This window comes from Salinicola sp. MH3R3-1 (assembly GCF_001937155.1).
Lineage (GTDB): Bacteria > Pseudomonadota > Gammaproteobacteria > Pseudomonadales > Halomonadaceae > Salinicola > Salinicola halophyticus.
Map to the genome: position 1 here is coordinate 16,278 of NZ_MSDP01000025.1, position 12,776 is coordinate 29,053.

11 protein-coding genes are annotated in these 12,776 nt (G+C 63.0%); 6 read left to right on the plus strand and 5 right to left on the minus strand.

The window, feature by feature from the left end; genetic code table 11:
- Positions 1–48: 48 nt before the first annotated feature.
- The 3 genes from dgcA to BTW08_RS14605 form a co-directional block, all read right to left on the minus strand.
- Positions 49–2,106 carry a dimethylglycine demethylation protein DgcA gene (dgcA, locus tag BTW08_RS14595; protein ID WP_075563261.1) on the minus strand — a complete coding sequence of 686 codons (2,058 nt, stop codon included), beginning with the start codon at positions 2,104–2,106 and terminating at the stop codon, positions 49–51.
- A gap of 97 nt (positions 2,107–2,203) precedes the next feature.
- A complete protein-coding gene (locus BTW08_RS14600) occupies positions 2,204–2,734 on the minus strand; it encodes a DUF5943 domain-containing protein (protein ID WP_075563262.1) in 531 nt (176 codons plus the stop codon).
- 38 nt (positions 2,735–2,772) lie between these two features.
- Complete coding sequence (locus BTW08_RS14605) at positions 2,773–3,750, minus strand: dipeptidase (RefSeq protein ID WP_075563263.1); 978 nt, start codon at positions 3,748–3,750, stop codon at positions 2,773–2,775.
- A gap of 385 nt (positions 3,751–4,135) precedes the next feature.
- Between BTW08_RS14605 and BTW08_RS14610 the strand changes: the two genes are divergently transcribed.
- Together BTW08_RS14610 and BTW08_RS14615 are read left to right on the plus strand one after the other, a co-directional pair.
- Complete coding sequence (locus tag BTW08_RS14610) at positions 4,136–4,825, plus strand: AzlC family ABC transporter permease (protein WP_246837761.1); 690 nt, start codon at positions 4,136–4,138, stop codon at positions 4,823–4,825.
- Positions 4,822–5,169, plus strand: coding sequence for an AzlD domain-containing protein (locus BTW08_RS14615; RefSeq protein WP_075563265.1), 348 nt, complete (start codon positions 4,822–4,824; stop codon positions 5,167–5,169). Before BTW08_RS14610 ends, BTW08_RS14615 begins: the two co-directional genes overlap by 4 nt.
- 137 nt (positions 5,170–5,306) lie before the next feature.
- On the opposite strand, the gene BTW08_RS14620 is transcribed toward BTW08_RS14615, so the two are convergent.
- Positions 5,307–6,428 carry a GlxA family transcriptional regulator gene (locus BTW08_RS14620; protein ID WP_075563266.1) on the minus strand — a complete coding sequence of 374 codons (1,122 nt, stop codon included), beginning with the start codon at positions 6,426–6,428 and terminating at the stop codon, positions 5,307–5,309.
- Between the two features lie 427 nt (positions 6,429–6,855).
- Between BTW08_RS14620 and efeU the strand changes: the two genes are divergently transcribed.
- From efeU to efeO (BTW08_RS14640), 4 genes are all read left to right on the plus strand, one after another.
- Positions 6,856–7,701, plus strand: coding sequence for an iron uptake transporter permease EfeU (gene efeU / locus BTW08_RS14625; protein WP_075563267.1), 846 nt, complete (start codon positions 6,856–6,858; stop codon positions 7,699–7,701).
- 64 nt (positions 7,702–7,765) lie between these two features.
- Positions 7,766–8,860: an iron uptake system protein EfeO gene (gene efeO, locus BTW08_RS14630; protein WP_168170667.1), complete on the plus strand. Its 1,095-nt coding sequence runs from the start codon at positions 7,766–7,768 to the stop codon at positions 8,858–8,860.
- Positions 8,861–9,004: 144 nt separating this feature from the next.
- Positions 9,005–10,303 carry an iron uptake transporter deferrochelatase/peroxidase subunit gene (efeB, locus tag BTW08_RS14635; protein WP_075563269.1) on the plus strand — a complete coding sequence of 433 codons (1,299 nt, stop codon included), beginning with the start codon at positions 9,005–9,007 and terminating at the stop codon, positions 10,301–10,303.
- 95 nt (positions 10,304–10,398) lie between these two features.
- Positions 10,399–11,256 carry an iron uptake system protein EfeO gene (efeO, locus tag BTW08_RS14640; RefSeq protein WP_139313674.1) on the plus strand — a complete coding sequence of 286 codons (858 nt, stop codon included), beginning with the start codon at positions 10,399–10,401 and terminating at the stop codon, positions 11,254–11,256.
- Between the two features lie 142 nt (positions 11,257–11,398).
- On the opposite strand, the gene BTW08_RS14645 is transcribed toward efeO (BTW08_RS14640), so the two are convergent.
- Complete coding sequence (locus BTW08_RS14645) at positions 11,399–12,640, minus strand: DUF2254 domain-containing protein (RefSeq protein WP_210403256.1); 1,242 nt, start codon at positions 12,638–12,640, stop codon at positions 11,399–11,401.
- Positions 12,641–12,776: the final 136 nt, after the last annotated feature.

The following is a 12,776-nucleotide window of genomic DNA, read 5'->3' on the forward strand; positions in this document are numbered from 1 at the left end:
CGTGGCTCGTGGCTCGTGGCTCGTGGCTCGTGGCTCGTGGCTCGTGGCTCAGAAGTGCATGCAGAGGCGAAGCGCATCGTAAATCGCCGCATGCGTATTCCTCGGCGCCACGCAGTCGCCCAACCGGAACAGCGCGAATTCGCCACTCTCGGCAAGCGTCGGCTGCGGCTGAACCGCATAGAGCGCTTCAATATCGATCTGACCGCGGTTGCGCGAACGCTCCTTGAGCGCGTAATAGAGCGATTCGTCCGGTCGCACGCCGTTCTCGACGATCACCTGATCGACCACCCGCTCTTCCTGCTCGCCGGTATATTCGTTCTCGAGCAGCGCTACCCGCTTGTCGCCCTCGCGATAGACCTTGTGCAGGGCCAGATCGCCGGTCATCACCACCGCCTTCTGGTAGAGGCTGCGGTAATAGGTCGGGAATGTGGTACCGCCGATCGCCACGCCGGGCTTGGTGTCGTCGGTGACGATCTCCACCGTTGCACCCTTGCTGGCGCAGTAATCTGCCGTCGACATGCCGCTGAACTCGCACATCGTGTCATAAATGAGTACGTTCTTGCCCGGCTCGACCTTGCCGGACAGGATGTCCCAGCTGCTGATCACCAGGCCGTCTTCAGCGCCCCACTCCGGCACCTGTTCGAGGAACGGATGGCCACCGTTGGCGAGCACCACGACGTCCGGCTGCAGATCGCGGATCGTCGAGTCGTCGGCGCGACTCTCGAGTTTGATCTCCACGCCAAGGCGCGCGAGCTCCATCTCGTACCAGCGGGTGATGCCGGCGATCTGGTCGCGCTGCGGCGCCTTGGCCGCAAGCGTGATCTGGCCGCCGAGCTGGGGCTGGGCTTCGAATAGGGTGACGTCGTGGCCGCGCTCCGCCGCCACGCGGGCCGCCTCCATCCCACCGGGGCCACCGCCGACCACGACGACTTTCCGTTTCGGTCCGGTGGACTTCTCGATGATGTGTGGCAGGCCCATGTATTCCCGCGAGGTCGCCGCGTTCTGGATGCAGAGCACGTCGAGCCCCTGGTACTGGCGATCGATGCAGTAGTTGGCCCCCACGCACTGGCGGATCTGATCGGTCTGCCCCGCCTTGATCTTGGCGATGATGTGGGGATCGGCGATATGCGCACGAGTCATCCCCACCAGATCGACGTAGCCGCCTTCCAGAATACGTTCGGCCTGGGTCGGGTCCTTGATGTTCTGGGCATGGATGACGGGGACCGAGACCACCTCCTTGATGCCCGCCGCCAGATGCAGAAACGGCTCCGGCGGATAGGACATGTTGGGAATCACGTTGGCCAGCGTATCGTGGGTATCGCAGCCGGAACCGACGACGCCGAAGAAGTCGACCATGCCGGTGGCGTCGTAGTAGGCGGCGATCTGCTTCATGTCGTCCTGGGACAGGCCATCGGGATGGAACTCGTCGCCGCAGATGCGCATGCCGACGCAGAAGTCCTCGCCGACCTCGGCCCGAACGGCCTTGAGCACTTCCATGCCGAAGCGCATGCGATTCTCGAAGCTGCCGCCCCACTGATCGGTGCGCTTGTTGACCCGCGGGCTCCAGAACTGATCGATCAGGTGCTGGTGGACCGCGGAGAGTTCGCAGCCGTCCAGCCCACCCTCTTTCACCCGCCGGGCGCCCTGGGCGAAATCCGAAATCACCCGCCAGATTTCCTCTTCCTCGATGGTCTTGCAGGTGGCGCGGTGGACCGGCTCGCGGATGCCGGACGGTGACATCAGTGTCGACCAGTGATGGCCGTCCCAGCGTGAGCGGCGACCCATATGCGTGATCTGGATCATGATCTTGCCGCCATGCTTGTGAACGGCATCGGCGAGATTGTGGAAATGCGGAATGATGCGATCTGTGGCGACGTTGACCGAACTCCACCACTGCTGGGGGCTGTCGATGGAGACCGGCGACGACCCGCCGCAGATGCAGAGCCCGCAGCCGCCCTTGGATTTCTCTTCGTAGTACTTCACGTAGCGATCCGTGGTCATGCCGCCGTCGGTGGCGTAGACCTCGGCATGCGCCGTGCTGACCACCCGATTACGGATCGTCAGCTTGCCGATCTGGATCGGCTTGAACAGGGCTTCGTGGGCCATTGCCAGTCATCTCCTCGGACCCGGACGGCATCGTTGTGAAAAATGTGCCGCTTCGAGCGTTCTGGTACACAGAATTGCGAATTGCCAAAAGGCGTAATCAGCGCGGCTGGACCTCGAAGTAGCCGACGTCACAGCCCTCTTCGGCGCCACTCTGGGTCTGCTCGGCGCGAGTCCGCACGTCGCTGCCGCGCGCTTCGAGAATCTGATCGATGGCGCCGGCAAACCAGCCGGTGAACATGTACTCCTCGCGCTTGCCGGTCTTGCCGAGCTGGTAGACGAAGCAGGAGTGTTCCAGACATACCCTGGCGGTACCCGCATCCAGATCGATCGACTCGGTGGTGAACTTCCCCCACCCCCGCTGTGACAGCCGGTTCATGTAGTGCTCGAATACCGCCGCACCTTCGATGCCGTGCAGCTCGGCTTCCTTCTCGCACCAGAACCAGGCCGACTTGTAGCCGGCGTCGTAGAGGATCTTTGCATAGGCTTCGACGCCCAGCGCCGCCTCGATCGCCACATGGTTGTTGATGAAAAAGTGGCGCGGCACGTAGAGCATCGGCAGCGCATCGGTGGTCCAGACGCCGGTGTCGCTGTCCACGTCGATCGGCAGTTCGGGGGCCGTCAGGGTCATATCGGTTACCTCTGAATTTGTTCTTTGAGCTTCGAGCTTTATTCGCCCCAGACGTCCTTCAAGGTCCGCACCCAGTTCTCCCCCATGATTTTCCTGACGACCGGTTCGGCAAGGCCGTGATCCAGCAGCGCCTGAGTCAGGTTGGGAAACTCGCCGATGGTGCGGATGCCCTTGGGATTGATGATCTCGCCAAAGCGGGTCAGGCGGCGGGCGTAACCCTTGTCGTGGGTCAGCCACTCGAAGAACGCTTCGTCCTGGCCTTGGGTGAAGTCGGTGCCGATGCCGATGGCGTCTTCGCCGACGATATTCATGATGTAGACGATCGCTTCGACGTAATCCTCGATGGTGGCGTTGACACCGGCCCGCAGGAACGGCGTGAACATGGTGACGCCGACGAAGCCGCCGTGATCGGCAATGAACTTGAGCTCATCGTCGGACTTGTTGCGAGGGTGTTCCTTGAGCCCGGTGGGCAGGCAGTGGGAGTAGCAGACCGGCTTTTGCGACTCGAGGATGACCTCCTCCGAGGTCTTGGAGCCGACGTGGGAGAGATCGCACATCATGCCGACCCGGTTCATTTCGGCGATCACCTCGCGCCCGTATCCGGAGAGGCCCCCGTCGCGCTCGTAGCAGCCGGTGCCGACCAGATTCTGGGTGTTGTAGCAGAGCTGGGTGATGCCCACGCCGAGCTTCTTGAATATCTCGATGTAGCCCAGCTTGTCCTCGAAGGCGTAGGCGTTCTGGAAGCCGAGGATGATGCCGGTCTTGCCCTCTTCCTTGGCGCGAGTGATATCGCGGGTGGTGTGTACCGGGCGCACCAGCTCGGCGTTGTCGCGCATCAGCTGGTTGACGGCGACGATATTATCGACGGTCGCCTCGAAGTCCTCCCACACCGATACCGTGCAGTTGGCGGCGGTCAGGCCGCCCTTGCGCATATCCTCGAACAGCGCACGATCCCACTTGGCGATGATCAGGCCGTCGATGATGATGGCGTCGTCGTGGAGCGTTGACCTCGGCATGCGGAACTCCTCCTGGGTTTGTGCGTCTTTCGGACCGTCGCGGCGCCGGGGTGCTTCGTCGAATGCCCGAAGACGAGCGTTCGCAGCAGCATATCCCTGCGCCCGCGCGCCCCGGCGACCGAAAGCGAATCCCAGTGTTCCGATAGCGTCACGCCCGTTTGTCTGTCTGCGACAGTGGGATCCGACGGTGGCGATCAGGCGAGACGCGATTGACGCGCGAGAGCGCGTTGGATAGAACAGTCGATCCGGCTCAGGACTGTCGTCTGCACGACATGGCCGCACCGCCGCCGGCTACTCTCTTCATGAAGGTTTCGTCGAGCCAAGGAAGCGGTATCGAATGTCTGACATCGGGATATCACGTCGGCCCCAAGGTTGGCTGACAGGAATGCGTGAAGCGATTCCGCTGCTGGGCGGCTATATCCCGGTGGCGATCTCGTTCGGTCTGATCTCCGCCCAGGCCGGCTTCAGCACGATCGAAACGCTGGCGATCTCGACCCTGATCTATGCCGGCGCTTCGCAGTTCCTGTTCGTCGGCATGATCGCCAGCGGCTCGCCACTCTGGCTGACCGTGGCGATGACCCTGCTGATCAACGTGCGCCATGTCGTCTACGCCCCCAACATCGCACCGTGGCTACCGAAAAGCCGCTGGTGGCCGTGGCTGATGCACGGTCTTACCGATCAGGTCTTTGCTCTCGCCCATAGCCGGCTACCGCAGCTGCCCGAGCACCAGCGTGTCGGTTGGTTCCTGGGCGCGGCATTACTGGCCTGGTTCAGCTGGATCGCGGGTTCGTTGCTGGGCGCGGTGGGAGGAGAGTGGCTGACGAGCCGCTGGCCGCTGCTGGGCGAGGTCATGCCTTTCGCGCTGCCGGCACTGTTCGTGGTACTGATCGTGCCGCGCTTCACGTCCCGGCGCTGGGCCGCAGCGCTGGGTGTCAGTATCGCGATCGCCCTGCTCTGCACGTTGACCGGATTGACCAATATCGGCATTCCTCTGGCCGCTGCCTGCGGGGCGCTCTGCTTTTATCTCGTCCGCCTGCCGGAGACGATCGCCCCGAGAAAAGGAGGTCACTCATGAGCCTCTCACTCTGGATAGGCATGGTGATCGCCGCGCTGGGGACGTATCTGATGCGGCTGCTGCCGTTGCTATGGATGCAGAAACGCCTGAAACGCAGCGACCCGAACGGCGCCGTCGATGCCCTGCCCAAATGGCTGGTGATTCTGGGGCCGATGATGATCGCCGCAGTACTGGGCGTCTCGCTGGTGCCGCGCACGCCCGACATCGCCGGCTGGCTGGCGACGATTATCGGTCTGGGGGTGACGCTCGTCGTCTGGCGTCGTACGCGCTCATTGGGTTGGCCGGTCGTTGCCGGTGTCGCCACTTTCGGGGCCGTGGTGATTCTGGCCAGAGTCGTCCTGTAGCCGTCGGCGTCAAGACATTTTGCCAAGACCCCTGTCAAGACACCCGGCGGCGAGCGGCAAAGCGGCAAGCAGCAGGCGGCAAAAAACGACATCGGGCGGCACGCGGCCGCCCGATCCATGAACGAAAATCGTGCCTTTCAGCTCAGCGCGATACTGGCGTAGGTCGGTTCTCCGCGAGCGTGACTCAACGCCACGGTCGCGCTGCTGGACTGCATCAACGGGTCGCTTCCCGCCAGCGGCACGAATGCCGGCTCCAGACGTTGAATCTTCAACGTCTCGCCGCGATCTTCCCGCGGAGGCGTGCCGAAGAACTCGCGGTAGCACTTCGAGAAGTGAGGCGTGGAGACAAAACCGCAGGCCGAAGCGATCTCGATGATCGGTAGCGGGGTCTGCTTGAGTAGCTGCCGCGCCCGCGTCAGGCGAAGCTTTAGATAGTAGCGCGATGGCGAACAGTGCAGATGACGCTGGAACAGTCGTTCGAGCTGACGCCGGGAAACATCGACGTAACTTGCCAGTTCGTCGAGCTCGATCGGCTCCTCGATGTTGGCTTCCATCAACGCCACGATCTCGAGAAGCTTCGGCTGCGTGGTCCCCAGCACGTGCTTGAGCGGCACTCGCTGCTGATCCTCCTCGCCGCGAACCCGTTCGTAGATGAACATTTCGGAAATGGCCGCCGACAGCTCGCGGCCATGATCGCGGCCGATCAGGTTGAGCATCATGTCCAGCGGCGCGGTACCCCCGGAAGCGGTAAAACGGTCGCGATCGATCGAGAACAACCGGGTGCTCCAGGCCGTACGTGGATAGGCTTCCTGAATCGCGGCCAGACACTCCCAGTGAATGCTGGCGTCGTATCCGTTTAGCAGTCCCGCCTGGGCCAGCGCCCAGCTGCCGGTGCAGACCGAACCGACTCGCCTCAACTGGCGGTGGCGGCTCTGTAGCCAGGTCAGCAACGCGGGCGTGACGGAACGCTGCGGTGCTACGCCACCGCAGACCACCAGCCAATCGAGCCGAAGCGGCGAGTAGGCGCTGGCGTCCGGCGTCACCTGCATGCCGTCGCTGGCCCGCACGGGGGCACCGTCCATGGTCATCACGTACCAGCGGTACAGCTCGCGACCGGCCAGTTGATTGGCCATGCGCAGCGGCTCGATCGCCGACGCCAGCGAGATCAGGGTGAAGTCTTCCAGCAGCAGAAAACCGAGTGTCTGCGGCTCCGGGACGGCATTGGCGCGGCCGGGGCCCCGCACGGGATGGATTGCCATTTCACGTCTCCTCCAAGGATATAGGACGATTATTGTTATCGGGGTTCCCTGGCGTCTGTCGGTCTCGATCCATGGCGATTTCATCGGCGTCGGACGACTCGTGACAGCGACCGTCAGGCGACTTTTCCAGTGCCTTGACGACCTGATTCGACTGTAATCCCTGTGACGACACGACGCATGCGTTTTTATCTCTCAGCGACAGCGACACCGTCTCTGGATAGCTCAATGTCGTTTTCAGAACAGATCGGCCTGTTTCGCCCCGCTGCCGCCCTTCCCAGTGACGTCCTCCATGACGTGCTTTACACGTTGGCGTCGAAAGGGCGAAAAATATTACCCGCTGCAGTTGATAACAAGTATCATTCACGCCAATCCTTAACCTTTGTACGACTCTTCATCGGTCATCGCGACTCGTCACTGGATTTCTGCCATGTTGGTACCGTTTCTCATCATGCTGCGGGAAGGCCTGGAAGCGGCCCTCATCGTCGGCATCATCGCCAGTTATCTTCGTCAGACCGGGCGTGGCGCGTGGATGCCCGCCGTCTGGATCGGCATTTTTCTCGCTGCCGCTCTCGCCCTGTTGCTTGGCGCAGGTCTGCAATTTGCCAGCGCGGAATTTCCGCAGCGTCAACAGGAGCTGTTCGAGGCCGTGGTTGGCTTTCTCGCCGTCGGTGTGTTGACCTGGATGGTGCTATGGATGCGTCGTGCCGCCAGAGGCATGCGCCACGAGCTGAATCAGGCGCTCGACCAGGCGTTCCGCGCCGGTCGGCGGCACACCTACGCGCTGATCGCGATGGTGTTTCTCGCCGTGGCGCGCGAGGGGCTGGAATCGATCTTCTTTCTGCTGGCTGTCTTTCAGCAGAGCCGGAATGCCCATGCGCCACTGGGGGCACTACTGGGCCTGGGCGTGGCCGTCGTTCTGGGGCTGGCACTCTATCGCGGTAGCCTGCGCTTGCCGCTGGGCCACTTCTTCCGGGCTACCGGATTGTTCATCCTGCTAGTAGCCGCCGGCCTGTTTGCCGGATCGGTGCGTGCGCTACATGAAGCCGGGCTGTGGAATCATGCCCAGCAGGTGGTCTTCGACCTCAGTGACCTATTGCCGCTGGACACCCCTTTGGGCTCGCTGTTCTCGGGAATCTTCGGCTACCAGCCGGCCCCCACGGTCAGTGAAGTGACGGCCTATGTCGGCTATCTGCTCATTGCGCTATGGCTGTTGCGGCCGCGTCCGGCCTCCCGTGTGACGCCGGCAGCGCACGCCCGGCCAGAGCGAGCGTGACCCCATGACTCGCAACACTGAACTTGTCCCGCCGTCACCTCGCGCAATGCGCCTCGGGCTCGTCATGTCGTTCTTGCTGATGCTGTTTGCCCTGGGCGTATTCATCCTGTCGCTCGAGGCAGTCAGATCGCCGAACAACGATAGTTATTGGGTCGACGTCACCGCCAGTGGCTGTGAGCCGAATCGTCTGGAAGTCCCCGCCGGTCAACGAACCTTCACCGTGGTCAATCGATCGGATCGAGCCATCGAGTGGGAGATCGTCGACGGCGTCATGGTGCTCGCGGAGCGCGAAAACATCGCCCCCGGCCTGCGCCAGCCGCTGACTGCCACGCTCAAAGCCGGCGACTATGCGATGACCTGCGGCCTGCTCAGCAATCCCCACGGCACCCTGCACGTCGTCGCCGGCGAATCAGATGCCGAGACGCCCGCGCTTTCCACCACGGCCTTCGTCGGGCCGCTGGCCGAGTATCGTGTCTATACCACTCTGCAGCTGCGAAAGCTCCACCGCAGCGCCGCGGAACTCCGTGACGCCATCGCTGCCGGCGATCTCGAGGCGGCGCAGCAGGCCTATCGGGACGCGCGTCGTGTCGATCTGCATCTGGCCATGCCGATCGGTCTGTTCAGTGATCTCGACCAGCGTCTCAACGCCCATGCCGCCGATTTCGAACAGCGCGAGAACGACCCCGCTTTCGTCGGTTTCCAGCGCCTCGCCGGCGGCCTGTTCGAGCAGCAGAGCACGGCCGGTCTGAACGGCGCGGCCGAACAGCTGGTGGCGGACGTGGATACGCTGACCGCCCGGCTCAAGAGCGCCTCGATTCCACCCGCGCAGCTGGCCAACGGCAGCTCACGTGTTCTCGAGACATGGCTCGATCATCATCGCGACGACGCCATCGGGCAGCGCGATCTCGCCGATCTGGTCGCCCTGACGGAAGGCGCCGACAAGATCGTCTCGCTGCTGTCGCCGCTACTGGAAAGCCAGTCTCCGGCAACTCTCCATACACTCGAGGCCAATCTTGCCGCCCTGCAGCGGGACCTTCAGGCGGATGCCGATTCGTCCGCGTCCCGAAGCGCCGCCGACGATGCCGACCTGCTGCAGGCAACCCGGGCGCTGGCCAGGTCACTTACCGGCATCAACCCTGCACTCACTCTGGAAGGTTAACGACCCGGTTTATCGCTTATGAGTCAGTCCGATCGTTCATCACGCTGCCCTTTTTCACTCAAGCCCCCCTCTCGTGAGAACAAGCCTCGTGAGAACGAGCCTCGCGGAGCCGAGGCTTCTGAATCGAAGGCAATCGACGTCTCGATGAAACTCGAACGCCGCCGGTTTCTCAAAGGTGCGGGAATGTCCGGGCTTGGCGTCGCACTCGGCGGTCTCGCGCTGGGCAGCGCCTGTCCCGCCCGGGCGCTGGCCGCCACCGGCCATGGTCAGGACGTGACCAGCGCACCGCAGCAACAGGATTCGCAGCTGCGCTACCCGTTCCACGGCCTCCATCAGCAGGGGGTCGTCACGCCCCGCCCGGCCAGCGGAATGCTGGTTGCCTTCGACGTGCTGGCGCGGGATCGGGATGATCTGGAGACATTGCTGAAGATCCTCACCGAGCGCATCGCCTTTCTCACCCAGGGCGGCAGGATCCCCGAGCGCGATCCGCTGTTCCCGCCGCCGGATTCCGGCATTCTGGGCCCCGTGATCGCGCCGGATGGTTTGACTATGACGGTCGCGCTCGGCGACTCGCTGTTCGATGACCGATACGGCCTGAGCGAGGCTCGCCCGAAGCATCTGCAGCGTATGCAGGGCTTTCCCAACGACGCGCTGGAGGCCGCGCGCTGTCATGGCGACCTGGCACTGCAGATCTGCGCCAACACGCTGGATACCGGCTACCACGCCCTGCGCGACATCATCAAGAACACGCCGGGGCTTTTGATGGTCCGCTGGAAGCAGGAAGGCACCGTGCCGCTGCTACCGCCCGCGCCGGGCGATGTCGATGGCAGTGCCCGCAACTTCCTCGGCTTTCGCGACGGTTCCGCCAACCCCGAGGGCGACGACGAAGCGCTGATGGACGAACTGGTGTGGGTCGGCCAGCACCACGACGAGCCGGCCTGGGCCAACGGCGGCAGCTATCTGGCAGCGCGCATCATTCGCAACTTCGTCGAGCGCTGGGACCGTACCCCGCTGCACGAGCAGGAGATGATCTTCGGTCGTCGCAAGATGAGCGGCGCGCCGCTTTCCGACGACGGCCTGGAGGGAAAGGAGCAGGACGTTCCCGATTACTCATCGGACCCGGAGGGCGAGATCACGCCGCTCGATGCCCATATCCGTCTGGCCAATCCGCGCACGCCGGAAACGGCGGGGAATCGCATTCTGCGCCGACCGTTCAATTACTCCAACGGCGTCGAGGCCAATGGCCAGCTCGATATGGGGCTGCTGTTCCTCTGCTTTCAGGCCGATCTGGAGGCCGGCTTCATTACCGTTCAGCAGCGTCTCGACGGCGAACCGCTGGAGGAGTACATCAAGCCGGTGGGCGGTGGCTACTTCTTCGTACTGCCCGGCGCGCAAGACGATACCGATTTTCTGGGTCGCAGCCTGCTGGCCGCGACCGCTTGAGCCAATTCGATTCTGGAAGACAACACCGCTCGCGACGACGAGCCGATGGTTCATGACCGCCGACTGGCACCCGGATCATTCAATGGAGACACACAATGAAGACGATCATACCCAAGACGTGGCTCGCCGCCGGTGCACTCGGCCTTGTCTCGTCAACCATGACGCTGACCACCACCGCTCACGCCGATGTCGCGCCGGCGGCGCTGGTGGGCCCGGTCGCCGACTACAAGCTCTATGTGCTCGACAACCTGGAACAGCTGGTCTCGCATACCGAGGATTTCACCGCCGCCGTTCAGGCCGGTGACGTGGACAAGGCCCAGGCGCTCTACGCGCCGACGCGGGTCTACTACGAGCGCATCGAGCCGATCGCCGAGCTTTTCGCCGATCTCGATGCCAGCATCGACGCGCGCGAAGACGACTACGAGAAAGGCGTCGAGGATCCCGATTTCACCGGTTTCCACCGTCTCGAGTACGCCCTGTTCCACGACAACAGCACCCAAGGCATGGAGACCTATGCTCAGGGGTTGATGGACGACGTCAACGATCTGGACAGCCGCGTTCAGGACCTGACCTTTCCGCCCCAAACGGTCGTTGGCGGCGCTGCCGCGCTGATGGAAGAGGTCGCGGCAACCAAGGTTTCCGGCGAAGAGGATCGTTACAGCCGCACCGACCTGTGGGATTTTCAGGGCAACGTCGACGGCGCCCGCGAAATTTTCGATCTGTTCAAGCCGCTGGCAGCCAAGGAGGACGCCGACTTCGTCGCTCGAGTACAGGACAATTTCGACGACGTGGAAGCGACCCTGGCCGACTATCGCCTGGACGCCGACGACCCGAATGCTGGCTTCGAATCCTACGACGAGGTCAGCGATGCCGATCGCCGCGCGCTGACCGGGCCGGTGACGGTGCTCGCCGAGGATCTGTCGACGCTGCGCGGGGTGCTCGGCTTGAACTGAATCATCAGGTGATAACGTGCCGAAGCCCGAAATAGGCGTCTTGACGGGGCGAAACGCACTTCTTCAACAGGCCGGCTGATCGCCGGCCTTGTTCGTTCGGGGCCGCGGGTCGAAGGCTTCCCGACATTGCTTCGGAATCGGTTCATGCCCGCCGCGCCGCTTTCACACGCTGACGGTCCTCTTCCAGCGTCAGTCCGATATCGAAGCGATTGATAAGCCGTTCACGATGTTCGTCGACGAGGCGCTTGACGCGGTTGTCTCCGATGGCGCCTAACGCACTCAGCGCCTTCTGCAAGCGAATGCCGACCTCTACCGTCGCGGCGCCGTCGCGAGCGATGGGAGTGAAGAAGTCCTCGAAAAGGTCTTTCGTCTGTAACGCCTCGACATACACATGCCGGACCGGCTGGTCCGACTCGTCGATACCGCCCTCGGCATGACGCACCCATGGCGTCAGCACCCGAACGCCGCAGCCGATCACGTCGATTGCCGTACCGGGGTCGTTGATTCCCGGCGACAACGCTCTCGACGCCACCTCCGCCAGCACGATGATGCCGAATCGCGGATCCTCCTCGAAACGCCGCGACGGGCTGATCGTGAAGGCCTCGGCAATTTTCTCGGCACGTGCATCATCCAGCGTGGGCGTCGACGCCAGCACTCTGGTCATGTCGAGGAACGTTCCCGGCAAGGCCTGCACGTAGATAGCATGGCCCAGATCCTCGGCCAGCGAGTCCAGCAGCGGCATGTCGATGTGCTGAAGATAGCCCACCTTGCCGGCGCGAACCGGCTCGAGCCCTTCCGGCACCGTGGCAGGCATCGCCTGACCACCCAGATAGGGCTGATCCATGCGCCCTTCGAGCGCTTTCCTGGCCGCCGTTTCCACTTTGTCGATGGTGTCTCGCACCCGACCCAGCCGAGTCAGATAACCGGCCCACTTGATCAACTGGTAGACCATCATCACGATGACGACGAGCGTCGCCGCGAACAGCAGTGTCCGGCCATCCTCGTCGTAGATGCCGGCCGCCAGCGCAATGATCCCGACCAGACTGAACAGGAAGGCGCCGATGAAGGTTGCCAGCGTGTTCTGCGTCACGCGGTCCTCGATCAGCAGAAGATTGGCCCGCGGGCTGACGTTACTGGTCGCCGAACCGTAGGCAGTCACCATCGCGCCGAGCGAAAACGTGGTCACCGCCAGCATGCTCGAGGCGATGATATTGAGAATGCTGTCTACGGCTCTAGCCCCGATGCTGACCACCGATGGCACGTCCAGCCAGGGCGTCACCAGCCAGGCGACCAACGCCGTGACCACGCCGCCCAACGAAAAGAGCGTTGCGCGGTACCACAAAGAGCGGCGTAGCTGACGCCACACCCATTGAAAGCGCCCCATTAACATACGGTTCCCATCCCTGGATTGAATCACGCTCAGTCTACGCCAAACGGGCTATCGACGAGCCTTTTGCCGATGCTGGTCTATTCTGATCTCGAACCTGTCCATCACGATGACGGACAGCATCGACCATCGG

Excerpts from the sequence above, each read along its gene's own strand:
- dgcA (WP_075563261.1), bottom strand. The coding sequence starts at position 2,106 with ATGGCCCACGAAGCCCTGTTCAAGCCGATCCAGATCGGCAAGCTGACG.
- BTW08_RS14605 (WP_075563263.1), bottom strand. The coding sequence starts at position 3,750 with ATGCCGAGGTCAACGCTCCACGACGACGCCATCATCATCGACGGCCTG.
- efeU (WP_075563267.1), top strand. The coding sequence starts at position 6,856 with ATGTTGGTACCGTTTCTCATCATGCTGCGGGAAGGCCTGGAAGCGGCC.
- BTW08_RS14600 (WP_075563262.1), bottom strand. The coding sequence starts at position 2,734 with ATGACCCTGACGGCCCCCGAACTGCCGATCGACGTGGACAGCGACACC.
- efeB (WP_075563269.1), top strand. The coding sequence starts at position 9,005 with ATGAAACTCGAACGCCGCCGGTTTCTCAAAGGTGCGGGAATGTCCGGG.
- BTW08_RS14615 (WP_075563265.1), top strand. The coding sequence starts at position 4,822 with ATGAGCCTCTCACTCTGGATAGGCATGGTGATCGCCGCGCTGGGGACG.
- BTW08_RS14610 (WP_246837761.1), top strand. The coding sequence starts at position 4,136 with ATGCGTGAAGCGATTCCGCTGCTGGGCGGCTATATCCCGGTGGCGATC.
- BTW08_RS14645 (WP_210403256.1), bottom strand. The coding sequence starts at position 12,640 with ATGGGGCGCTTTCAATGGGTGTGGCGTCAGCTACGCCGCTCTTTGTGG.
- efeO (WP_139313674.1), top strand. The coding sequence starts at position 10,399 with ATGAAGACGATCATACCCAAGACGTGGCTCGCCGCCGGTGCACTCGGC.
- efeO (WP_168170667.1), top strand. The coding sequence starts at position 7,766 with ATGTCGTTCTTGCTGATGCTGTTTGCCCTGGGCGTATTCATCCTGTCG.
- BTW08_RS14620 (WP_075563266.1), bottom strand. The coding sequence starts at position 6,428 with ATGGCAATCCATCCCGTGCGGGGCCCCGGCCGCGCCAATGCCGTCCCG.